This window comes from Actinoplanes lobatus (genome assembly GCF_014205215.1).
Taxonomy (GTDB): domain Bacteria; phylum Actinomycetota; class Actinomycetes; order Mycobacteriales; family Micromonosporaceae; genus Actinoplanes; species Actinoplanes lobatus.
On the sequence record NZ_JACHNC010000001.1, the window covers coordinates 535,735 to 558,362 of the forward strand.

Genomic DNA, 22,628 nt, shown 5'->3' on the forward strand with positions numbered 1-22,628 from the left:
GGGTCATTACGTAAACGCCCCTTACAGAAAAGACACAGGAAGTGCGGAAACATGCCCGATGACCGGAGTCATGGTGTACGGCTGACCCGGGCGTACGCGTCGGTGGACACCTTGTCGTCGCCGTAGACCGTGAGCGAGGTGTCCGAGCAGATGTACGGCTGGGTGTGCGAGGTGGTGGGGTTCGTCACCTCGATCGAGATGCTCTTCCCGTTGCGTTTCATCTGGTAGGTCGGGCCGCCGGAGAATCCGCTGTCGTAGAGCTTGCCGCCGCGTGTCTCGACCCGGGAGGCCTGGACGCCCCGAAGCGTCTCGACGAAGCTGTTTCCCTTGATCTTCGCGGTCAACGGCGCCGACCTGTCGTAGTCCGCGACGGAGCGGCCGTCCGGGTGGATCCGAAGGATCGTCCCGCCCTTGCCGGTGAACACGGCGTCCACGCCCTCGAAATGGTTGACGACCTGCGTCGACGTCGACCGCCAGGTCCCCACCAGGCAGCTGTCCAGGTTCGGGTTGACCGGAGTGGCCGCCGTACCGGGGGCCACCGCGGCGGAGGCCGCCGACGGCGGTGGCGGCACGCTCGGGCTCGCGCTGGAGCCCGCGGTGGCCGCCTCGCCACCCGAGCCGGGCCAGAACACACGCAGGAGCCCACCCGCGAGCAGCAGCACCGCGACCACCGCCGCGGACAGCCACACCCGGCCCTTCCGCAGTCGTCCCGGCCCGCGCGACGGCTCAGGGTAGAGCGGCAGCGGCGTCGCCGAACCGGAAAGCGTTGTCTGATCGACGGCGAACACCGGCGCCGGAGGCGTCTCCGCATCGGTCTCCGCGCTGGTTCCGGCCGCGGACGTGTCAGAAACCGGCTCGGCCACCGTGGGCGCCGCGATCGTGGGTGACGGCGCCACCAGCGTCCCGGGAAGGCCGTCCGGCGCGTCCTCACGCCGTGTCTGCCGAACCGGCCACCATCGCCGCCGCCGCACCGCGCCGGGCGCCTCGGGCTCGGCCGCCCGGACCACTTTCGCCAGCAGCTCACGGGCCTGATCGGCGCCGAGCCGGCGGACCGGATCCTTGTCCAGCAGGCCCTTGATCACCGGCCACAGCAGGCCGCCGTACGCCGGGGCCTCGGGCCGGCTGTTGAGGATCGCGGCGAGCGTGGCCTGGGTGTCCTCACGCTGGAAAGGCGACCGGCCGGTCACCGCGGCATACAGGGTGACGCCCAGCGACCACATGTCGGCGGCGGCCGTGGCGGGCTGCCCGTTGATCCGCTCCGGCGCCAGGTACGCCGGGGAACCCACCATCTGACCGGTCGCGGTGAGGGCGGTCGCGTCGTCGATCGCGGCGATCCCGAAGTCGGTCAGCACCACCCGCCCCTCCTCCAGGAGGATGTTGGCGGGCTTGACGTCCCGGTGGGCGACGCCCTCCCGGTGGGCGGCCCGGAGCGCGTCGAGCACGCTCAGCCCGATCTCGGCGGTCCGCCGCACGGTGAGCCGGCCCTGCTCGGCGATGGTCTCCGCGAGGGACCGGCCATCGACCAGCTCCATCACGATCCACGGGGCGCCCTCGTCGGTGACCACGTCGTAGACGGTCACGATGGAGGGGTGCCGGAGGCGGGCGGCGGCCTGCGCCTCCCGCAGGGTCCGCCGAACCTGTGGATCGGAGGGCAGGCTGGAGCCCCCGACCTCCTTGAGCGCGACCTCGCGGCCGAGCAGGGTGTCGTGTGCCTGCCAGACCGCACCCATCCCGCCGCGGCCCAGCATCCGCCCCAGCAGGTAGCGCCCGGCGACCACCCGACCCGGCCCGATGCTCATGTCCATGAATCTATCGGGCCGGATCCACGTGGATCAGGACTTCCAGACCTCCTGGTTGGCCTCGTAGATCTCCCGCAGGATGGCCGGCACGTCGTAGGTCAGCTTCCAGTCCGGGTAGTGCTCCTCGAACCGGCCGGTGCCGCTGATCCACCACTGGTGGTCGCCCTGCCGGGCCTGGTCCACGTACTCGGTACGGGCCTCCAGACCGGTGATCTCCGAGGCGATCTTGAAGGCCTCGATGTGCGAGCAGTTGGAGAACCGGCCGCCGCCCATGTTGTAGATCTCGGCCACCCGGGGCGCCTTGTGGAACGCCTCGAACGCGGTGATCAGGTCGTGCGAGTGGATGGCGTCGCGGACCATCTTGCCCTTGTAGCCGAAGATCTTGTACGTCCGCTGCTCCATCACGCAGCGCATCACGTACGCCAGGAAGCCGTGCAGCTCGGCCGCCGAGTGGCCGGGACCGGTCAGCGTGCCGCCCCGGAAGACCGCGGTCGGCATGTCGAAGTAGCGGCCGTACTCCTGGACCATGATGTCGGCCGCCACCTTCGAGGCGCCGAAGACCGAGTGCATGCTGTTGTCGATCGTCATGGTCTCGTCGATGCCGCCGTACCACTTGTGGTCCTCGGGCAGCTCGTACCTGGACGAGAGCTCCACCAGCGGCAGCGAGTTGGGCGTGTCGCCGTACACCTTGTTGGTCGAGGTGAAGATGAACGGCGCGTCGATCGCGTGCCGCCGGGTCGCCTCGAGCATGTTGATCGTGCCGACCGCGTTCACGTCGAAGTCGGTGAACGGCTCGCGGGCGGCCCAGTCGTGGCTCGGCTGCGCGGCCGCGTGGATGACCAGCCCGATGTTCGACCCCAGGTCGGTGAAGAGCTTGTCCAGCCCGTCCCGGTCACGGATGTCGACGTTGTGGTGGGTGTACCGGTCGCCGACCTCCTTGACCAGGCGCTGGAGGTTCCACTGGGTGGATCCGTCGGCACCGAAGAAGTAGCCGCGCATGTCGTTGTCGACCCCGACCACGTCCATGCCGAGGGCGGCGAAGTGCCGGACCGCCTCCGAACCGATCAGACCGGCCGATCCGGTGATTACGACGACGCTGCTCATGAAGGACCTCCGCGGGTGTCGGGCGTCACCGGGCGACACTACCGGTGAGCTGCAAAGGACCTCCGGCCCGGGCTGGAGTGTCGCGGTCGTCATGCTTGACCGCGACGCGAAACGGGCACGTCACAGATTCGCTACATCCTATGGGAAGGCTCCGGCGATACCGGGCTGAACCTATGCAGAGGCGGTCTCGATGACGGAGTCATTAAAGGCGTCGGATTCGCGCGTCCCCGGCCGGGCCGCACTCACCCTCGGTGTGGAGGAGGAGCTTCACGTCGTCGACCTCGGCACCCGTGAGCTGGTTCCGCGGGCGCCGGAGATCCTGGACCGGCTGGACGGGGCACACTTCTCGGCCGAGCTGCACCGGTCGGTGGTGGAGACCAACACCTCGGTCAGCGCCACCCTGGACGAATTGCGGGCCGGGATCGTCGCGCGGCGGCGGAAGGCGATCGGGGTGGCCGAGTCGCTCGGCCTCGGGCTGGTCGCGGCCGGCACCGTACCGCTGGTCGACCTGGACGCGCTGCCGGTCACGCCGACGTCCCGCTATCAGCGGATGCTGCACGAGTACCAGATGCTCGTCCGTGAGCAGCTGATCTGCGGCGCCCAGGTGCACGTCGGGGTGCCGGACCGGGACGAGGCGGTCGCGGTCGCCCAGCGGGTGACGCCGGTGCTGCCGGTGCTGCTCGGGCTCTCCGCCAGCTCGCCCTACTGGATGGGCGAGGACTCCGGGTACGCCAGCGTCCGCTCCCTGGTGTGGATGCGCTGGCCGACCGCCGGCGACAGTGGCCGCCTGCACTCGGCGGCGGAGCACGAGGCCCTGGTCAGCGACCTGATCGCGTCCGGGACGATCAGCGACCCGAAGATGGTCTACTTCGACGTCCGGCCGTCCGCGCACGTGCCCACCGTGGAGCTGCGGGTCACCGACGCCAGCCCCGACGTGGAGACCGTGGTGCTGCTGGCCGGGCTGTTCCGCGCGCTCGTGCTGCGCGCCCAGGTCGAGCACCGCGCCGGGCTCCCCCTCCCGGACCCGAGGCCGCCCCTGCACCGGGCCGCGATGTGGCGGGCCGCCCGGTCCGGGCTGGAAGGCGACCTGCTGGACCTGCCCCGCTCGCCGGTTCCGGTGCCGGCCGCCGTCGCGGTCGAGCGCCTGGTCGGTGAGCTGCGCCCGCAGCTGGAGGAACTGGGCGACTGGGACCAGGTCTTCGACCTCACTCTGCGGGCGCTGAGCCGGGGCAGCTCGGCGGCCCGGCAGCGGCGCGCCCTGGCCCGGCGCGGCCGGCTCTCCGACGTGGTCGAAGCGCTGGTCGCGGAGACCCGCGGCGGGGTGATCGAGGCGGGTCCGGCGGGCACCCCGGCACCGGCGCTGATCGAGGCGTACGTGGCCGACGAAGACGAGGCCTTCCCGGGCGGGCGCGTCTGTCCCGCCTACGCCGGGATCCTGCCGGTGCTCACCTCGCTCGGCGCCACCGGCCTGCGGCAGCGCGAGGACCACCGCGACGACGAGCAGCGCGCCCGGGGTATCACGTTCAGTGTGGCCGGTGAGGCCGCCACCCGGCTGTTCCCGTTCGACCTGGTGCCCCGGATCGTGCCGGCCGGCGACTGGCGGCACCTGACCGAGGGCCTGGTGCAGCGGGTCCGGGCGCTCGACGCGTTCCTCAACGACGTCTACGGCGACCGTCAGGTGGTGGCCGACGGCATCGTGCCCGAGTGGGTGATCGACGGGTCGCCGGAGCTGCGGGCCAGCGGCGCCCTGATCAGCCGGCCCGCGGTCCGCGCCCAGGTGGCCGGGGTCGACCTGGTCCGTGACGGGGCCGGGAAGTGGTGTGTGCTGGAGGACAACCTGCGGGTGCCGTCCGGGATCGCGTACGCCATGCAGAACCGCCGTCTCACCTGGAGCGTCCTGCCCGAGCTGCCGCGCCCGGCCGCGCTGATCTCGGTGGAGGAGACCCCGCGCCTGCTGAAGCGGGCCCTGCTGGAGGCGGCCGGCCCGGCCGCCGGCGACGATCCGGCGCTCGTGGTGCTGAGCCAGGGCCCGGACGACTCGGCCTGGTTCGAGCACCGGATGCTCGCCGAGGCCATGGAGGTGCCGGTGGTCCGCAGCACCGAGCTGTTCGTCGACGAGGGCCGGGTGTGGCGGCTGCGGGACGGCCACCGGCACCCGGTCGACGTCATCTACCTGCGGATGGGCGAGGACAGTCTGGTGCACTCGCCGGGCGCGGACGGCATGCCGCTCGGCCCCAGCCTGGTGTCCGCCCTGCACGCGGACACCGTCGTGCTGGCCAACGCGCTCGGCAACGGGGTGGCCGACGACAAGGCGGTGTACGCCTTCGTGCCCCGCCTCATCGAGTACTACCTGGGCCAGAAGCCGCTGCTGGCGGACGTGCCCACCTATCTGTGCGGGATCCCGGAGCAGCGTGCCGAGGTGCTGAGCCGTCTCGGCGAGCTGGTCTGCAAACCGGTCGACGGCTACGGCGGCGACCGGATCGTGATCGGCCCGCACGCGAGCCCCGCCGACCTGGAGGCGCTGCGCCGGCAGATCCGGGCCGCCCCGCACCGCTGGGTGGCGCAGGAGCTGGTCGAGCTCTCCACCCATCCGGTCTTCGACGGGCACCGGCTCGCCCCGCGGCACGTCGACCTGCGGGCGTTCGTCTTCACCGGGAAGGAGCCGGTGGTGGCCCCGGCCGCCCTGACCCGGGTGGCGCCCGCCGGCAGCATGATCGTCAACTCCTCGCGGGGCGGCGGATCGAAGGACACCTGGTTGCTCGGCTGACATCAGGAGGTATCTCATGTGTGGAATCGCCGGCGAGATCCGCTACGGCGACCGGCCCGCGGACACCGAGGCGGTCCGGCGGATGCTGCCCTGTCTGGAGTCCCGCGGCCCGGACGGCCACGGGATGTGGACGCAACCACGGATCGCTCTCGGTCACCAGCGACTGAAGATCATCGACCTGTCGGAGGCCGGCGCCCAGCCGATGACCGATGACCGGCTGGGCCTCACCGTGGTCTTCAACGGCTGCGTCTACAACTACCGGGAGCTGCGCGAGGAGCTGGAGAAGGAGGGCTACACGTTCTTCTCCGGCTCGGACACCGAGGTCATCCTCAAGGCGTACCACCGGTGGGGCGCCGACTGCGTCACCCGCTTTCTGGGGATGTTCGCCTTCGCCCTGGTGGAGCACGACAGCGGGACCGTGACGCTGGCCCGCGACCGGCTCGGGATCAAGCCGCTCTATCTGGCCGAGGCGCCGGGGCGGCTGCGGTTCGCCTCCACGCTGCCCGCGCTGCTCGCCGCGGGCGATGTGGACACCACCCTCGACCGGGTGGCGTTGCAGCACTACATGACGTTCCATTCGGTGGTGCCGGCACCGCGGACGATCCTGGCCGGGGTCCGCAAGCTGCCGCCGGCCACGGTCCGGGTGATCCGGGCGGACGGGACGTCCACCGAGCGGGTGTATTGGGAGGCGTCCTTCACCCGGCGGTTGGCGAAGGCCGACTGGGCCGCGGCGGTCCGGGAGAAGCTGCGGCAGGCGGTGGAGCGGCGGATGGTCGCCGACGTGCCGGTCGGGGTGCTGCTCTCCGGCGGGCTGGACTCCAGCCTCATCGTGGCGCTGCTGGCCGAGCGGGGGCAGGCGGGGCTGACCACGTTCAGCATCGGGTTCGAGGCCGGCGGCGGGGAGAGCGGGGACGAGTTCGAGTTCTCGGACATCGTGGCCAAGCATTTCCAGACCACTCACCACCAGATCAGGATCGGTCATGAGCGGTTCCTGCCGGCCGTGGAGCGGACCGTCGGCGCGATGAGCGAGCCGATGGTGAGCCACGACTGCATCGCCTTCAACCTGCTCAGTGAAGACGTTGCAAAGCATGTCAAGGTGGTGCAATCTGGGCAGGGTGCCGATGAGATCTTCGCCGGCTACAGCTGGTACCCGCCCCTCGCCGGCGTGCCCCGGGAACAGGCCGTCGAGGCGTACGCGAAGGAGTTCTTCGACCGCACGCACGCCGAGCTGTCCCGGCAGCTCAACCCCGCCTGGACGGTCGATGTGGACCTGGCGCGGGAGTTCGTGGCGGAGAGCTTCGGCCGGCCCGGGGCACCCACCGCGGTCGACGCGGCGCTCCGGCTCGACTCGCAGGTGATGCTCGTCGACGATCCGGTCAAACGGGTCGACAACATGACTATGGCGTGGGGGCTGGAGGCCCGCGTACCGTTCCTGGATCACGAACTGGTCGAGCTCGCGGCGGCCTGCCCGCCCGAGCTGAAACTGGCCCACGACGGCAAGGGAGTGCTCAAGGAGGCGGCCCGCGGGCTGGTGCCCGACGCGGTTGTCGACCGGCCGAAAGGCTACTTCCCGGTGCCCGGCATCCGGCACCTGGAGGGCCCGGTGCTCGACATGGTCCGGGACGCGCTGCACGCGCCGGCCGCCCGGGAGCGGGCGCTGTTCCGGCCGGAGTACGTGTCGGCGCTGCTCGCCGACCCGAACACCCCGCGCACCACGCTCGGGGCGAATCAGTTGTGGCAGCTCGCGCTGCTGGAGATGTGGCTGCAGACAATGCTCGATTAGGAACAGGGGAATCCAGATGACGGGTCAGCTCCACCGTGTCGACGTGACCGTGCTGCCCGCGGGCTGGAACCGCGTCGAGCCGGAGATCGCCGGGAACTGGTCGCCCACCCTGTCACCGGACGGGCGGCACATGGCGTACGTCTCCGACCGGGGTGGCGCGCCGGCGGTCTGGGTACAGCCGGTCGGCAGTGAGCTGGCCTTCCGCGTCGACACCGGCCCGGAGCCGGTGTCGGCGGTCGCCTGGTCGTCCGGCGGCGGCTGGCTGGCCTGCCAGACCGCCCCGGGCGGCGCGCCCCGGCAGGAGGTCTGGCTGGTCCGGCCGGACGGCTCCGACCTGCATCAGGTCGCCGGCTTCGGCGACGACACGGCGGACGACATGCGCTGGCTGCCGGGCCGCCCGGTGCTGGCCCTCACCGAGAACCTGACCAGCGCGATCCTGATCGACGTGACCGCGGGGACCAGAACGACGGTCGCGCGAGGCGACCTTCTCCAGCTTCTGGACGTGGACCCGGCCGGGCGCTTCGCGCTTCTGCGGTACGGGCCGCGCGGCGCCCGCGAGATCGTGCTGCGCGACCTGTCCACCGGCACCGGGAAGCCGGTCACCCGGGGCGAGAAGGCGGTGTTCAGCCCGGGCGGCGGGTGCGTCTACGCGCTCAGCCAGGACGGCGAGTTCCCGGCACTGATCCGCATAGCCGGTGACGCCGTGGAGGTCCTGGCCTCGGGTGGCGAGGTGGAGGACTTCACGATCACCGCCGACGGGCGTACCGCCGCGGTGTTGTTCAACGTCCGGGGCGGCGAGTCGGAGGCCGCGCTGATCGACCTGGACCACGACGGCGATCGCGGCCCGAAGCCGGTGTCGCCGCTGCCCGGCCCGGTGGTCAGCGGCCTGGCGTGGAGTTTCGACGCGGCCACGCTCTCCTTCACGGCGGAGGGGCCCGGTCAGCCGCACGGCGTCTGGGTCTGGCGGCGGGAGACCGGCGAGGTGCGTGCGGTCTCGGCGGCGCCGGCCTCGCCCGAGGCGGTCCGCCCGACGCTCGAGGTGGTCACCGCGCACGACGGGCTCACCCTCACCGGGTGGCTCTTCCGGCCCGGTACGCCGGGCCCGCACCCGACCGTGCTGTGGTTTCACGGCGGTCCGGAGGCGCAGGAGCGGCCCGGGCACGGCCCGCTGTTCCAGTCGCTGGTGGCGCGGGGCATCGCGGTGTTCGCCCCGAACGTGCGCGGATCGTCCGGTTTCGGGCGCGCGTTCGTCGAGGCGGACAACGGCGCCCGCCGCTACGACGCGATCGAGGACGTCCGGTCGTGCGTGACGTTCCTGCGGGAGTCCGGGATCGCCGGGCGGGTCGGGATCATGGGCCGTTCCTATGGCGGCTACCTGACGCTGGCCGCCCTGACCGCCTTCCCGGACCTGTTCACGGTCGGCGTCGACATCTGCGGGATGTCCGATTTCGATAGCTTCTACCGGCACACCGAGCCGTGGATCGCGGCGGCCGCGGTGAGCAAGTACGGCCATCCGGTGCACGACGCCGGCCTGTTGCGTGACCTGTCCCCGCTGCACCGGCTGGACCGGCTGCGCGCCCCGCTGCTGATCGTGCACGGCGAGAACGACAGCAACGTGCCGGTGATCGAGGCCGAGCGGGTGGTGGCGTCGCTCACCGAACGCGGGCACCCGCACCGCTATCTGCTCTTTCCCGGCGAGGGCCACGAACTGCTGCACCGCTCCGCGCGGGCCGAGTTCCTGCGGGTCACCCTGGACTGGCTGGAGTCCCACCTGAGCTAGGGATCACGTTGCCGGGGAGGCCGGTAAGGGAGAAGGGTGGGAGGGCACGTTACCTCCACCAGCGGAAGGCCGCCCATGCACCTGCGTCCCTGGGCGGTGTGGGCCGCCGGGCTGGCCGCGTACATCGTCGCCGTCCTGCACCGCAGCTCGATCGGGGTGGCCGGGCTCGACGCGCAGGAGCGTTTCGGCGTCGGCGCGGGCGCGCTGGCCGTGTTCGCCGTCGTCCAGTTGCTCGTCTACGCCAGTTTGCAGATCCCGGTCGGGCTCCTGCTGGACCGTTTCGGATCACTGAGGCTGGTGCTGTCCGGTGCGCTCGTGATGGCCGCCGGGCAGACCCTGATGGCGTTCACCGACGGGCTGAGCGGCGCGATCACCGCCCGGGTGCTGGTCGGCGCCGGCGACGCGATGACCTTCATCAGCGTGCTGCGCCTGGTGCCGCACTGGTTCCCGGCCCGGCGGGTGCCGGTCCTCACCCAGCTCACCGGGATCATGGGCCAGATCGGTCAGGTGCTGTCCGCCGTGCCGCTGGCCGCCGTGCTGGCCGGCGCGGGTTGGACCACCGGCTTCCTGGGCGCCGCCGGCGCCGGCCTGTTCGTGGCGATCGCCGTGCTGATCGCGCTGCGGGACACCCCGGAGCGGCGGATCAACAGCGGCGGCGCGATGAGCTGGCAGCGGCTCGGCACCGACCTGGGCAGCTCCTGGCGGCACCCGGGCACCCGGCTGGGCCTGTGGGCGCATTTCACCACCCAGTTCACCGGCACGGTGTTCGCGCTGATGTGGGGCGTGCCGTTCCTGATCGCCGGGGAGGGTCTGAGCCGGGCCACCGCGGGCGTGCTGCTGACCGTCTTCGTGGTGACCGGCATGGCGGCCGGGCCGATGCTGGGCCTGCTTACCCAGCGGCACCCGCTGCGCCGCTCCCAGCTGGTGCTCGGGATCGTGGCCGCCAACATGGGCGCCTGGGCGCTGGTCATCGCGTGGCCGGGGCGGGCGCCGCTGCCGGTGCTGGTCCTGCTCGTGGTGGCGCTGGGCCTGGGCGGGCCGGGTTCGATGATCGGGTTCGACTTCGCGCGCAGCTTCAACCCGCCGAGCCGGCTGGGCACCGCCACCGGGGTGGTGAACGTGGGCGGCTTCGTGGCGTCGCTGATCACCATCCAGCTGATCGGGCTGATCCTGGACGCCCGCACCGGCGGCGGTAACGACTATCACATCGACGATTTCAAGGTCGCGATGTCGGTGCAGTTCCTGGTGGCGGCCGTGGGCGTGGCAGGCATTCTGCGGACCCGCCGGTTGGCCCGGCGCCACGAGGGCATCGTGGTCCCCCCGCTGTGGACGGTGCTGGCGGAGCGGCGGGGTTTGGCGGCGGACCGGGGGGTTAAGGCGAAGAGCTGACCCGGGAGTCCAGCGCAGAGGATCCAAAGGACATGTCCGAACAGGCACAGGGCCGTTTCTGGTCCGGCATCGACATTCCGAAGACCGTCGCCGGCACCCTCGCGGCCGTCTCCGCCGCCGTGGCCGGCTCCTTCCTGGGAGTCGCCGGCACCCTGATCGGAGCCGCGGTGGCGGCCCTGATCAGCTCGATCGGCACAGAGATCTATCACCGGTTCATCGACCGGGGGGCGAGACAGGTGCGGTCGGCCTTCACGGTCGCACCGGCGGCGGCCGGCACGCCGTCGGTCGAGGCCGCCGAGGAGCCGCCGTCCGGCGAGGAGCGCCGGCGGATCCACTGGAAACGGGTGGGGCTGGCGGCCGCCGCGTTCTTCGCGCTCGGGATGGGCACGCTGACCACCGCGGAATTGTTCGCGGGGCGGTCGGCGGCGGATGTGACGAACGGGCGGGACACCGGCACCCCGACCATCCTGTTCCAGAACGTGAGCGAGGACTCCGGCGTGGAGCCGGAGATGGTTACGCCACCGTCGGCGGATCCCGCCGCGCCCTCCACCGCGAACACGCCGTCGCGCGAGGGCACGACCGAGCCCACGCCGGCCGAGCCGACGGCGACCACGCCGGCGGAGGAGGAGCCGCAGCCGGCTCCCACCCAGGTCGACGAAGAGGGGCCGGAACTTTCGGAAACTGGCAGCAACAGGTCGACCGAGTAGACGTCCGAATGGCATGTGAGCTGCTAATTAGCTCTTTCTTATTACCGTTACGTTACCGATAGTTGTTGACACCAAGGGACCGGGGTCGAATACTCAGCCCATCGACAAGCGTCACCTCCGTCGATGGCTTCGGCCCCGGTTCCGGCCGGCATCCCCACGTCCGCGCCGGGGTTCCCGTTCCCCGCCCCAGGAGGAATCCCCGTGCGCCCGTCCCCGCCCCCACTGCTCAGGAGAACGGCCATCGCCCTGTTGGCGGCCCTCGCCACGGCCGTCGGCGTGACCGCGGCGACCGAGTCCCGCGCCGCCGCGGCCGGAGTCGAGGACGAGGGCGTGAGCTGCCCCGCCCCGGCGCTGCCGGACACCGGCTCGCTGCCCACCGTGACCCGGCTGCCGGACCCGTTCACACGGCTGAACGGCACCCGCATCACCTCGCAGGCCGACTGGCGCTGCCAGCGCAACGAGATCAAGAAGCTGGCCGAGAAGTTCGTCTACGGCGAGAAACCGGCCAAGCCGTCGAGCGTCACCGGCACCGTCTCGGCGTCGGCCATCACGGTGAACGTCAGCCACAACGGCCGCAGCGCCTCCTTCTCGGCCGGAGTCGAGCTGCCCAGCGGCACCGGACCGTTCCCCGCGGTGGTGGTGCTGGGCGGGTTCGGCGCGGACACCGCCACCATCAAGGCCGCCGGCGCCGCGGTGATCAAGTACGACCCGTACGCGGTGGGCAAGGAGGGCACCGGCCGCGCCGGCAAGCAGGGCGCCTTCTACAGCGTCTACGGCTCGAACAGCACCACCGGCCTGCTGGTGGCCTGGGCGTGGGGCGTCAGCCGGATCATCGACGTGCTGGAGCAGTCCGGCGGCTCGATCCTGCGCGGCGACGCCACCGGGGTCACCGGCTGCTCCCGGTTCGGCAAGGGCACGTTCGTGACCGGCGCCTTCGACCAGCGGATCGCCCTCACCATGCCGATCGAGTCGGGCACCGGCGGCGTGCCGATCCTGCGCGGCGTCCCCGGCGAGGGCGCCCAGAGCCTGAGCAGCGCGTACGGCGAGCAGCCGTGGCTCGGCGACGCGTTCGGATCGTTCACCGGCAGTCCCACCCGGCTGCCGGTGGACACCCACGAGACGGTGGCGATGATCGCGCCACGCGGGCTGTTCATCATGGACAACCCGCACATCGCCAACCTCGGTCCCCGGTCGGCGAGCGTGGCCGCACTGGCCGGGGCGGAGGTCTACAAGGCGCTCGGGGCGGGTGGGAACATCACCTACTGGTCCGACGTACAGGACGGCAGCCACTGCGCCAACCGGGCCGAGTGGCGTGAGCCGCTCCGGCAGAACATCCAGAAGTTCCTGCTCAAGACCGGTAGCGCGGCGGGCGTCATGCGGATCTCCAGCCGCGCCGCCGGAAACCTGGCCGAGTGGCGCGACTGGACGACCCCCGACCTGAGCGGCGGCACCACTCCGACCTCACCGTCGACCTCGCCATCCACCTCGCCGTCGGCGCCGGGCACCTGCTCGACCAGCTACGTGCAGGGACAGCAGTGGGCCGACCGCTTCAACCTCACGGTCAACGTCTCGGGCAGCAGCAACTGGGTCGTCACGGTCACCGCCCAGTCCCCGCAGTACTTCCAGAACAGCTGGAACGCGGCGACGACCCTGAGCAACAACAACACGGTGCTGACCGCACGGCCGAACGGCAGCGGCAACTCGTTCGGCTTCACCGTGATGCACAACGGCAACTGGACCTGGCCGGCGATCTCCTGCCTGATCGCCTGAGGGGTGCCGGGGGCGGCCGTCGACGGGGTGGCCGCCCCCGGGTGCCTCAGCTCGACGCGGGTTCGGCGAACGGCAGCCGGACCAGGAACCTCGTGTCACCCGGCCGCGACTCCACCGAGATGTCGCCGCCGTGCCCGTTGACCACGATCCGGTAGGAGATGTCCAGGCCCAGCCCGGTGCCCTCGCCGACCGGCTTGGTGGTGAAGAACGGCTCGAAGACCCGCTTACGGATCTCCGGCGGCACCCCCGGGCCGGTGTCCCCGACCGACACCACGAGCCGGTCGTCCTCCCGGAACGTCCGGATCGTCAACGTGCCCACCCCGGACATGGCCTGGACCGCGTTGTCGATCAGGTTGGTCCACACCTGGTTCAGCTCGGCCGGGTGGGCCGGGATCTGCGGCAGCTCCCGGTCGTACTCCTTCACCACCCGAACCTCGTCGCCGATCTTGTGGGCCAGCATGACCAGCGTGCTCTCCAGGCCGACGTGCACGTCGATCCACTGGTGTGCGGCCCGGTCCAGGTGCGAGTACTGCTTCGCCGAGTGCACCAGCGACGACACCCGGCCGGTGGCGTCCTCGATGTCGCTCATCAGCTGCTCGGTCTCCAGCGCGTACCCGATCCAGTGGATCGCCTGGTCGAGCAGCTCCGGCGAGGCGAGCCGGGACTCCAGCTCGGTGAGGCACGCGGTGTCGATGCCGCCCTGGGCGAAGACCGGGGCCACATCCCAGCCGCCGGTGATGTTCCGCTCGTCCATCCACTCGCCGAGCGCGTCCTCCAGGTCGGCGGTCTGCATCGCGGTCAGCGTGGGTGACTTGGCGGCCCGCTCGATCACCTCCTCCTGCAACTCCAGGAGTGCGGTGAGCCGGTCCGGGGCCACCTTGCCGGCCGCCAGCTTGCCGAGTTTCATCCGCATGGCGGCGACCCGCTGGCGCAGCGCGCTGGTGGCCCGGGCGGCGGCGGCCGCCGGATTGTTCAGCTCGTGCATGAGACCGGCCGAGAGCGCGCCGAGGGCGGCCAGCCGCTGCCGCTCCCCGATCGCGGCCTGCGAGCTGCGCATCCCCAGCGCCAGGCCTTCGAGCAGGTGGATCGCCATCGGGAACCACTCCCGCATGAGCCACCCGAAGTCGGCCGACGACACCATGAAGAACTCGCTGTCGGAGAGCGCCCGCATCGACGCCATGTAGCTGCGGGGCACACCGTCGTCACGAAGGTACGCCTGGGTGGCGCCCATGTAGACGCCGCGCTGCTCGGTCCGGATCGTGGTGACCTCGTCCTCACCGACCCGCCGGGTCAGCGCGATCGTGCCGCTGAGCAGCACGAAGAACGCCTCGGCCGGGTCGCCCTCACGAATCACCAGGCCACCCGCCGGGACCCGCATGGTGCAACCGTGCGTGGCCAGCCAGCCGAGCTGCTCATCGGTCAGCTTCTCGAACAGGAACAGTGTCCTCAGGTCGGCCGGGGTGAGAACCCCCGGTTCGCAGGGCTCGAGCCGGATCTCCTCGACGTCGGACATGACTACGCCTCCAGGTAGCGGTGGACCAGCGCGACCGCCATCGCTCCCTCGCCGACCGCCGAGGCCACCCGTTTCACCGAACCGACCCGGACGTCGCCGGCCGCGAAGATGCCGGGGACACTGCTCTCCAGATAGAACGGATCCCGGTCGCGATCCCATCCCCGCGGGCGCTCCCCGCCGACGAGCAGATCCGGCCCGGTACGGATGAAGCCCCGGTCGTCGCGCAGCACCGTGTCGCCGAGCCAGTCGGTCCGGGGTTCCGCGCCGATGAACACGAACAGGTATCCGCACTCGACGGTCGCCTTCGTACCGTTCTTGCTGTCGCAGACGGTGATCGCCTGGAGGTGGCCGGCGCCCTGCGCCCCGATCACCTCGCAGCGGGTGCGCACCTCGATGTTCTCCACCTGGGCGAGCTGCTGGATCAGGTAGTACGACATGGACGCCTCGAGCGAGTCGCCGCGCACCAGGAGGGTTACGCGGCGCGCGTACCTCGAGAAGAACAACGCGGCCTGACCGGCCGAATTGGCGCCGCCGACGATGTAGACGTCGGTGCCGGCGCAAGCCGGCCCCTCGGTGGCCGCCGACCCGTAGAACACGCCCGAACCGGTCAGATCGGCGACCCCGTCGGCCAGCAGCGGACGGTACGAGACCCCGGTGGCGAGCAGCACGGCGTGCGCGGAGACCTCCCCGCCGTCGGCGAACGTGAGGGTCCGCGCGGACCCGTCCGCCCGGAGCGCCACCACCTCCCGGGTGGTCAGCGTCTCGGCCGCGAACTTGTCGGCCTGGCGGCGCGCCCGGTCGGTGAGCTGGGCGCCGGAGATCCCGTCCGGGAAGCCGAGGTAGTTCTCGATCCGGGAGCTCTGCCCTGCCTGGCCGCCGACCGCCTGCCGCTCGATCAGAAGCGTCTTGAGGCCCTCGGAGCCGCCGTACACCGCGGCGCCGAGCCCGGCCGGCCCGCCACCCACGATGATCAGGTCGTAGAAGTCGCGGCCCGGGTCGGTGGACAGGCCGGCCGCCCGGGCCACCTCCTGCACGGTCGGCCGGGACAGGGCCCGCCCGTCCGCGGTCACCACCAGCGGCACCGCCTCCGGCCCGGCCTCCGCGGCCTCCAGCAGGCGGCGGCCCTCCGGCTCGTCGGCGCCGAAATACCGGTACGGCACCAGGTTGCGCGCCAGGAAGTCACGGATCTGGAAGGACGGCTCACTCCACCGGTGCCCGACCACCCGGATGTCCGGCAGCTCCCGGTCAGCGGTGGCCTGCCAGGCGTCGAGCAGCGAGTCCAGCACCGGGTAGAGCTTCTCCTCCGGCGGGTCCCACGGCTTGAGCAGGTAGTGGTCGACGTCCACCACGTTGATCGCCTGGATCGCGGCGTCGGTGTCCGCGTACGCCGTGAGCAGTGCCCGCCGGGCCAACGGGAAGAGGTCCATCGCCTCCTCGAGGAACTCGATGCCGTTCATCTGCGGCATCCGGTAGTCGGCCAGCACCACCGCCACCCGGCCGCCGCGCAGCTTCAGCTCACGCAGCACCTCGAGCGCCTCGGCGCCGGACGACGCGCGAACGATCCGGTACCGGTCGCCGTAGCGGCGGCGCAGGTCGCGCGCGATGGCGCGGGACACCGACGGGTCGTCGTCGACCGTGAGGATCGCGGCTTGGCCCATGTGTGGTCCTCAGCTCTCGTGTTCAGCGGCTCCCCCAACAGCCTTCCATGCCCGGCGGCCCTCAGGTGACCGTCAGCCGGCGGCAACCCGCGTGGTGAAGGCGGTCAGGTTGGCCATCGCCCGGTCGATCCGCTCGCTCAGCGTGAGCGTCTCCTCCCGGCGGACCAGCCGCATCCTCGGCTGCCGCTTGCCCCGCAGATAGAGCGAGCAGGCCAGATCCGAGCAGAGGTACTCCCCCACGCTGTTGCCGTTGCGCCCCGCCGCCCCGGCCAGCGGCGCCACGAACAGCGACACCCCCGACGCGGCGTGATCGGTCAGACAGACCCGGCACATGCTCGACCGCGTCGCACTGGCCCGCATCGCCTCCGGCCGGCGCAGCACGATCCCGGTCGGCCCGTCCTCCCCCGGCACCACGAGCAGCGCACGCATCGGCGCCCCCGGATCGGTCCAGCCGAGAAAGTCCAGGTCGTTCCAGGGGATGCTGTCGTCCGACAACCCCGGCGGCATCTTGATCCGGCTCGCCTCGCCCTTGCTGCAATTCACGAAGGAGCTGCGAATCTCCCTCTCACCGAGTGCCAACATGCCCGCGAAGCTAACCCAACACCATGCTTCGCCTCACCCCATTTCCGGTACGGGACGCGCCGCCCCCGCCGAATCCCGGCCGTCCCGCCCGCTCCACGCGAGGAGCTGCGTGGTCCAGCCCGTGCCGCGCCCGCCGGGCTGAGATCGGTGGCCGGGCCGGCCGTTCGGCGGGGGCGGCGTAGCCCGTACCGGAAATGGAATGCCTGGTCAGAGGCGGTCGGCCAGGGCCAGGAAGCGGTCCGGGACGTCCTCGTAGCTGCGCAGGCGCCAGCCGGAACCGGCGAGCAGGGGGCCGAGGCACTCCTCGCTCATGGGTTCGCCGGGGCGCAGCGTGCGGCCGTGGCGGGCGGCCAGCTGGGCGCGGCCGGTGGGGTGGAAGATCGCCAGGACGCCGCCGGGGCGGGTGATGCGGGCCAGCTCGGCAAGGCCGGCCAGCGGGTCCGGGAGGTGGTGGACCAGGCCGGCCGCGAAGATCACGTCGGTGGAGGCCTCGGCGACCGGTAGGCGGCGGGCGTCGGCCAGGACGAGCGTGGCGTCGTCGTCGCGGCCGGCTTTGCGGGCCGCCTCCAGCATGCCGGGGGTGAAGTCGAGGCCCAGCACCCGGCCGGTGGGGCCGGCGGCCGCGGACAGTGCCGGCAACGCCCGGCCGGTGCCGCAGCCGATGTCCAGCACGACGTGGCCGGGGCGGACGCCGGCCCGGCGGACGGCCTCGGCATAGCGGGGCATGTCGTCGCCGAACTTGGCGTCCCAGCCGGCGGCGCGGGCGGCGAAGAACGCCTGGCTCTCCGACAGGTACCACCGGTCGGGGTCGGCCAGGTCCGGGTGCAGGTGGCGGATCACCGGCCACTCCGGGTCGCGGTGGTCGATCACCACCTGGGCACGGCGCTCGCCGTCGCCCTCGGCGAACCGGTGGCGCGGGCCGCCGCGGAGGAAGACCAGGACCTGGTCGGTGGCGGGTTCGAGGACGTTGAGCGCGGAGTCGAACATGCCGCCGCCGGGGCCGGTCAGGCCGAGGACGGCGTCGATGTTCCAGGCGCGGGCGGTGGACGGGAAGGCGGCGGCCAGGCGGGCGGCGAACGCGGCCGCGGCGCCGGGATCGCCGCCGTCGACGATCACGGTGAGCGGGGCACGCGGCGCCAGCACCTCGGCGAGCAGGGCGGTGACTTCGGCGATGCGTTCCGGCACGCTCCTCAGCATGCCGGTGCGGGTGTGACGTATGCAACGTCAGAACGGCTGCACTCTTTGTGCCAATTTGTCACCGCACACCACCGGCGTACGGAACCTACCCGTCGATCGGGTGGTCGAACACCGTATGCGAGGACTGATTGTCGTACTGATCGCCGGCGTTCTGGCCACGGGTGGCTGCGCGGGCGTCGGATCCGGGTCGAACGACGGGTCGGGGCCGGCCGGGCCGGTGGATCCGGGCAGTGGGCCGCAGGCCGGCCTGGTCGAGCTGCGGGTGGCCGTGGCGGAGTCGCTGGCGAAGGACTTCCCGGCGGTCGAGCAGGGTTTCGAGGCGCAGAATCCGAGCATCGAGGTGCTGGTGGCGCCAGGTGAGGACGAATCGGCCGAGGTGGTCGTGACCGACGAGCCGGTCGCCGTGCCCGGCGGCGAGGTCGAGACCATCGGGCCGTTGCGGGTCGTGCTCGTGGACGGGGCCGGCGCGGAGGCCGCCGCGTTCGTGGAGTTCCTCCGGGACGGCGAGGGCCGGCGGATCCTGATCGACAGCGGCGTCCTCCGTCCGTGACGGGAGCCCCTCTACGTCCGTGACGCGACCCGGCCCGACCAGGAGCGGCCGGTGGCGAGGTTGGTGGCGCCGCCGTCGAGGACCGCGCGGTGTACGGCGCGGGCCAGCGGCGCGCCCCACCGGGAACGCGGGCCACCGTAGGCGGCCGACGGCCCGTCCAGCGGGCAGAGCACGCAGACCGCGTCGGTGGCGGTGCCGGTGGCGGCCAGCCCGAGTTCGGCGAGTGCCTGCACCTTCGCCTCGGTGGCCGTGGCGACCATGTTGATCAGGGCGCCGTCGGCGAGCCGCTGCGGCACCCAGGCGACGATGTTGATCGTGCCGGGTCGGTGGCCGAAACCGGTCGCCTCGGGGTCGGCCGCCTGGATCGGGGCACCCAGGCCGACGGTCGCGTAGACCTGCACGCCGTCGTCGTCGGCGGCCACCACGTCGGCCACGTCGACACCGGTGAGCAGGCCGATGCCGGGTCCGGTGAGCCCGAGACCGGCGGCCAGACCGGCCAGGTGCACGTCCGGGTCGGGCCGGGCGTAGGACATCGCGACGGACGCGTTGACCAGCCACTCACGCGGCCCGGCGCCGCCGCCGAGGACCGCGCTGGAGGCGGCGAGCAGCGGCTGCGGGAATCGCCAGAGCAGCATCGGCACGTCCAGGCCGTCCTCCTGGCGATGGGTGAGGGACGGTTCCGCGAACATCCTCTTCACCCTATTCCCACTCGGTGGCGAGGATCGCCCAGATCTCGGTGTCGTTGCGGACGCCCTGCCAGGGGTACGACTGCCGCAGCAGCGCCTCCCGCGTCATCCCGAGACGGCGGGCCACGTTGGAGCTGTCGGTGTTGGCCGGGTTGCAGTGCCACTCGACCCGGTGCATGCCGCGGGTCCGGAACGCCCAGTCGATCAGCACGCGTACCGCCCGGGTGATCAGCCCGCGCCCGGTGGCGGCCGGTTCCAGCCAGCAGCCGACCTCGCAGTTGCCGCTCTTGGCGTCGAAGGCCACGAACATGGTGCCGCCGACCAGGGTCCCGTCGAGCCAGATGCCGTACAGCCGCTGGGTGTCGCGGGCGGTGTTGTCGGCGTACCGCTGGAGGGTGGCGGTCGCGCTGGCCAGGTCGGTGCTGACGCTGGCCCACGGGATCCACGGGTCGACGGTGGCCCGGGCCCGGTCCATGTGGGCGAGGAACTCGGCGGCCTGCCAGGGTTCGAGGGGGCGCAGTTCGGCGCCTTCGGTGAGTTCGATCGAGAACACGGGGGCAGCCTAGGCCCAAAGCCCTTACCGGCGGCCGACCGGGGCACGCACGATAGAGGTATGAGACACGCCGACGAGGTCAAGCGGGCGCTGGTGCAGGCGGCGGACGCCGGCCGGTTCGCCCCGTCGATCCACAACACGCAGCCGTGGCGCTGGGTGGTCCGGGACGGCGCCCTCGAACTGTACGGAGTGGCCGAGCGCCAGTTGCACGAGCAGGACCCCTCCGGCCGGATGCTGCTGCTGAGCTGCGGGACAGCGCTGCATCACGCCCGGGTGGCGCTGGACGCCGAGGGCTGGAGCCACGAGGTGGAGTATTCGGCCGACGAGCCGCTGGCGGTCGTCCGGCCGGTCCGGCAGGTGCCGGTGCGACCGGAGGCGACCAGGCACTTCCAGATGCTCCAGGTCCGGCGTACCGACCGGCGGACGGTGACCGACGAGCGGCTGCCCGCGGACACCCTGCGCCACCTCGTGAAGATCACCGAGGAGGCCGGTGGCCGGCTGCACGTGCTCGGCCGCGACCAGGTGATCGCGCTGGCCGTGGCGGTGGACCGGGCGCAGCACGCGGAGTCCGCCGACGGCCGGCTGGTGGCGGAGACGGCGGCCTGGGTGGGCGGCGAGCGCGCCGAGGGGACCGGGATCCCGGCCTCGGCGCTGCCCGAGGAGGTGCCGCTCACCACGGTCGCCGAGCGTGACTTCGGGACCAAGGGCACGCTGGCGGCCGGTGACGGGCACGACCGGGCGGCGACGTACGCGGTGCTGTACGGCGACGGCGACAGCCCGGAGGACTGGCTGCGCGCCGGGGAGGCGCTGAGCGCGCTGTGGCTGGCCGCGACCGAGCAGGCGGTCAACCTGCTGCCGTTGAGCGGCCCGGTGGAGATCGCGTACACCCGGCGGACGCTGCGCCGGATGCTCGGCGACGTCGGTTTCCCCTACCTCGCGATGCGGCTGGGCACCCTGGATCCGGCGCATTCCGCGCCACCGAGGACGCCCCGGCTGCCGGCCGGCCAGATCATCGACATCGTGCCCGGCTGACCCGGTGAGCGAACCGGCCGGCTCCCCCGAGGGGGAACCGGCCGGTTCAGGGCGGGAGGAGTGGTCAGTGGGGGTCGCCCTCGGGTCCGAAGGCGGCCAGGAAACGGTCCCGGAAGGTGTCCATCCGCCAGATGGGGGCGGCCGGGCCGGGTTTGACGCCGTCCTCCCAGCCCCAGGAGGCGATCCGGTCGAGAACCTTCGGGTCCTTGGCGACGATGGTGACCGGGACGTCGCGGTTGCCGCTGGTCCCGGCGACGAGCGGGGCCGGCGGGTGGTCACCCAGGAAGATCATCACGGTGTCGTCGCCGGCGTACTCGGTGAGGAAGCCGAGCAGGGTGTCGATCGAGTAGGCGATCGAGCGGGCGTACTCGGTACGGACCCGGCTCTCGTCCTTCCACAGGCTCTCCGGGCTCGGCGCGGCGGCCGCCGACGGGCCGTAGACGCGGCCGTCGCCGATCGCGTCCCAGTCGAGCATGCCGGGCACCGGCGTCCACGGGGTGTGGCTGGAGGTCAGGGTGATCTCGGCGAACATCCGGCCCCGGTCGGCCCGGGAGTACTCCAGCCGGTTGAAGGCGGAGAGCACGTACTGGTCGGGCATCCGGGACCAGCTGAACGAGGGTCCCTGGTAGCCGACGTTCCGTGAGTCGTAGAGCTGCTGGTACCCGTAGAAGTCGCCCTCCGGCCAGGCGAAGGTGTGCCCGGGCTCGATGCCGACGGTCCGGTGCCCGGCGTCGCGGAAGGCCCGGGTGAGGGTGAGCCGGTCGGTGGCGACCAGGCTGCGGTAGCGGCGCTCGTTGTCGATCCACAGCCCGGACTGGAAGGTGGAGTGGGCCAGCCAGCTGCCGCCGCCCGCGGTGGACGAGGAGAGCCAGCCGCTGCGTGCGGAGAACCCGGCCGCCGCCAGCTTCTCGCCGTTGGCCGCGAGGCTGTTCAGCACGGCCGTGTTGTAGCGGGGGTCCTCCAGCGCGTTGCGGCCGTAGCTCTCCACGAACGAGAGGATCACGTCCTTGTCGCGCAGGGCGGTCAGCATGCTGTCGGCCGGCCGGTCCGCGTACGCGTCCGCCTTCACCTCCCCGGCGAACCGTTTCCGGTCGGCCAGGTCGTTGGGCAGCGCGAGCGCGGTGTGCGCGGCCAGGTCGGCGGCGGTGTGCGAGGCGACCGGGATGCCGCCGATCAGCTGGAAGCTCATGGCGGTCAGGGCGATCCAGGCGGCGCCCACCGCGCCCAGGCCCCGCCAGGCCCAGGCGCGGTGGTTCTGGAGGATGCCGCTCAGCCGCAGCACCGCCCAGGTCATGGTGGCCACCAGCCCGATCGAGAGGAGCACCAGGCCGATCGCGACGGCGATGCCGGCGCCCCGGCCGATCGAGTCGGCCAGCACGGTGTAGCCGTCGTCGAACAGGATCCAGTCGAGGGCCGGGTCGAAGCGGCGCGCCAGCAACGCGAAGAAGCCGATGTCGATCAACTTGACCACGGTCAGCAGCCCGAGGGTGACGCCGAGCCCGGCGGCGAGCGGGCGGCGGGACCGGCCGAGGCGCCCCCGATCCGGAAGCAGGAGCAGGAGTGCCCCGGCGATCAGCGCCTCGACCGGAACTCGCAGGAGCGCGGTGAAGACCGAGTTGCCGGGCGGCAGCCGGAAGATCTGGTCCGGCACGATCAACGCCAGGAACACCAGCACGGCGGCGAATCCCGTGGTCAGGTGCCGGATGATCCGGCGGTACGGCTTCGTTGGGCTCACGCTCTCTTCATACGCCAGGCCCC

At 72.0% G+C, this 22,628-nt stretch carries 17 protein-coding genes; 8 read left to right on the top strand and 9 right to left on the bottom strand.

Features of this window, described 5'->3' with window-relative positions; translation table 11 throughout:
* Positions 1-68: 68 nt before the first annotated feature.
* A complete protein-coding gene (locus tag BJ964_RS02350) occupies positions 69-1,799 on the bottom strand; it encodes a serine/threonine-protein kinase (protein WP_188119121.1) in 1,731 nt (576 codons plus the stop codon).
* Positions 1,800-1,832: 33 nt separating this feature from the next.
* Complete coding sequence (locus tag BJ964_RS02355; RefSeq protein WP_188119122.1) at positions 1,833-2,903, bottom strand: NAD-dependent epimerase/dehydratase family protein; 1,071 nt, start codon at positions 2,901-2,903, stop codon at positions 1,833-1,835.
* A 190-nt stretch (positions 2,904-3,093) separates the two neighbouring features.
* On the opposite strand from BJ964_RS02355, the gene BJ964_RS02360 reads away from it, so the two are divergent.
* From BJ964_RS02360 to BJ964_RS02385, 6 genes are all read left to right on the top strand, one after another.
* Positions 3,094-5,670 (top strand): carboxylate--amine ligase/circularly permuted type 2 ATP-grasp protein, encoded by a 2,577-nt coding sequence (locus tag BJ964_RS02360; protein WP_188119123.1) that lies wholly within the window; start codon positions 3,094-3,096, stop codon positions 5,668-5,670.
* 16 nt (positions 5,671-5,686) lie between these two features.
* Positions 5,687-7,453 carry an N-acetylglutaminylglutamine amidotransferase gene (locus tag BJ964_RS02365; RefSeq protein ID WP_188119124.1) on the top strand — a complete coding sequence of 589 codons (1,767 nt, stop codon included), beginning with the start codon at positions 5,687-5,689 and terminating at the stop codon, positions 7,451-7,453.
* A gap of 16 nt (positions 7,454-7,469) precedes the next feature.
* Positions 7,470-9,233, top strand: a complete 1,764-nt coding sequence (locus BJ964_RS02370) for a S9 family peptidase (protein WP_188119125.1) — start codon at positions 7,470-7,472, stop codon at positions 9,231-9,233.
* Positions 9,234-9,308: 75 nt separating this feature from the next.
* Entirely contained in the window at positions 9,309-10,622 is a 1,314-nt protein-coding gene (locus BJ964_RS02375) for an MFS transporter (RefSeq protein ID WP_188119126.1), read from the top strand.
* Positions 10,623-10,654: 32 nt separating this feature from the next.
* Positions 10,655-11,329 (top strand): hypothetical protein, encoded by a 675-nt coding sequence (locus BJ964_RS02380; protein WP_188119127.1) that lies wholly within the window; start codon positions 10,655-10,657, stop codon positions 11,327-11,329.
* A 201-nt stretch (positions 11,330-11,530) separates the two neighbouring features.
* Positions 11,531-13,099 carry a glucuronyl esterase domain-containing protein gene (locus BJ964_RS02385; protein ID WP_229806689.1) on the top strand — a complete coding sequence of 523 codons (1,569 nt, stop codon included), beginning with the start codon at positions 11,531-11,533 and terminating at the stop codon, positions 13,097-13,099.
* A gap of 46 nt (positions 13,100-13,145) precedes the next feature.
* On the opposite strand, the gene BJ964_RS02390 is transcribed toward BJ964_RS02385, so the two are convergent.
* From BJ964_RS02390 to BJ964_RS02405, 4 genes are all read right to left on the bottom strand, one after another.
* Positions 13,146-14,612 carry an ATP-binding protein gene (locus BJ964_RS02390; RefSeq protein ID WP_188119128.1) on the bottom strand — a complete coding sequence of 489 codons (1,467 nt, stop codon included), beginning with the start codon at positions 14,610-14,612 and terminating at the stop codon, positions 13,146-13,148.
* 2 nt (positions 14,613-14,614) lie between these two features.
* Positions 14,615-16,270, bottom strand: coding sequence for an FAD-dependent oxidoreductase (locus tag BJ964_RS02395; protein ID WP_188119129.1), 1,656 nt, complete (start codon positions 16,268-16,270; stop codon positions 14,615-14,617).
* Between the two features lie 72 nt (positions 16,271-16,342).
* A complete protein-coding gene (locus BJ964_RS02400; RefSeq protein ID WP_188119130.1) occupies positions 16,343-16,852 on the bottom strand; it encodes an FBP domain-containing protein in 510 nt (169 codons plus the stop codon).
* Positions 16,853-17,059: 207 nt separating this feature from the next.
* The gene (locus BJ964_RS02405; protein WP_188119131.1) at positions 17,060-18,037 is read right to left on the bottom strand and encodes a class I SAM-dependent methyltransferase; all 978 of its coding nucleotides are present in this window, start codon (positions 18,035-18,037) and stop codon (positions 17,060-17,062) included.
* A gap of 127 nt (positions 18,038-18,164) precedes the next feature.
* On the opposite strand from BJ964_RS02405, the gene BJ964_RS02410 reads away from it, so the two are divergent.
* Positions 18,165-18,599, top strand: coding sequence for a hypothetical protein (locus tag BJ964_RS02410; RefSeq protein WP_188119132.1), 435 nt, complete (start codon positions 18,165-18,167; stop codon positions 18,597-18,599).
* 11 nt (positions 18,600-18,610) lie between these two features.
* Here BJ964_RS02410 and BJ964_RS02415 read toward each other — a convergent pair whose 3' ends face one another.
* Positions 18,611-19,288: an adenosylcobinamide amidohydrolase gene (locus tag BJ964_RS02415; RefSeq protein WP_188119133.1), complete on the bottom strand. Its 678-nt coding sequence runs from the start codon at positions 19,286-19,288 to the stop codon at positions 18,611-18,613.
* Between the two features lie 10 nt (positions 19,289-19,298).
* Entirely contained in the window at positions 19,299-19,838 is a 540-nt protein-coding gene (locus BJ964_RS02420) for a GNAT family N-acetyltransferase (protein WP_188119134.1), read from the bottom strand.
* 60 nt (positions 19,839-19,898) lie between these two features.
* On the opposite strand from BJ964_RS02420, the gene BJ964_RS02425 reads away from it, so the two are divergent.
* Positions 19,899-20,870 carry an Acg family FMN-binding oxidoreductase gene (locus BJ964_RS02425; RefSeq protein WP_188119135.1) on the top strand — a complete coding sequence of 324 codons (972 nt, stop codon included), beginning with the start codon at positions 19,899-19,901 and terminating at the stop codon, positions 20,868-20,870.
* Between the two features lie 64 nt (positions 20,871-20,934).
* Here the strand turns inward: BJ964_RS02425 and BJ964_RS02430 are convergent, their stop codons facing one another.
* Positions 20,935-22,605, bottom strand: coding sequence for a sulfatase-like hydrolase/transferase (locus BJ964_RS02430; RefSeq protein WP_188119136.1), 1,671 nt, complete (start codon positions 22,603-22,605; stop codon positions 20,935-20,937).
* Between the last annotated feature and the right edge of the window lie 23 nt (positions 22,606-22,628).

Coding starts and splice junctions, on each gene's coding strand:
- BJ964_RS02370 (WP_188119125.1), top strand. CDS start 7,470: ATGACGGGTCAGCTCCACCGTGTCGACGTGACCGTGCTGCCCGCGGGC.
- BJ964_RS02400 (WP_188119130.1), bottom strand. CDS start 16,852: ATGTTGGCACTCGGTGAGAGGGAGATTCGCAGCTCCTTCGTGAATTGC.
- BJ964_RS02410 (WP_188119132.1), top strand. CDS start 18,165: ATGCGAGGACTGATTGTCGTACTGATCGCCGGCGTTCTGGCCACGGGT.
- BJ964_RS02395 (WP_188119129.1), bottom strand. CDS start 16,270: ATGGGCCAAGCCGCGATCCTCACGGTCGACGACGACCCGTCGGTGTCC.
- BJ964_RS02360 (WP_188119123.1), top strand. CDS start 3,094: ATGACGGAGTCATTAAAGGCGTCGGATTCGCGCGTCCCCGGCCGGGCC.
- BJ964_RS02390 (WP_188119128.1), bottom strand. CDS start 14,612: ATGTCCGACGTCGAGGAGATCCGGCTCGAGCCCTGCGAACCGGGGGTT.
- BJ964_RS02375 (WP_188119126.1), top strand. CDS start 9,309: ATGCACCTGCGTCCCTGGGCGGTGTGGGCCGCCGGGCTGGCCGCGTAC.
- BJ964_RS02355 (WP_188119122.1), bottom strand. CDS start 2,903: ATGAGCAGCGTCGTCGTAATCACCGGATCGGCCGGTCTGATCGGTTCG.
- BJ964_RS02350 (WP_188119121.1), bottom strand. CDS start 1,799: ATGAGCATCGGGCCGGGTCGGGTGGTCGCCGGGCGCTACCTGCTGGGG.
- BJ964_RS02415 (WP_188119133.1), bottom strand. CDS start 19,288: ATGTTCGCGGAACCGTCCCTCACCCATCGCCAGGAGGACGGCCTGGAC.
- BJ964_RS02425 (WP_188119135.1), top strand. CDS start 19,899: ATGAGACACGCCGACGAGGTCAAGCGGGCGCTGGTGCAGGCGGCGGAC.
- BJ964_RS02365 (WP_188119124.1), top strand. CDS start 5,687: ATGTGTGGAATCGCCGGCGAGATCCGCTACGGCGACCGGCCCGCGGAC.
- BJ964_RS02380 (WP_188119127.1), top strand. CDS start 10,655: ATGTCCGAACAGGCACAGGGCCGTTTCTGGTCCGGCATCGACATTCCG.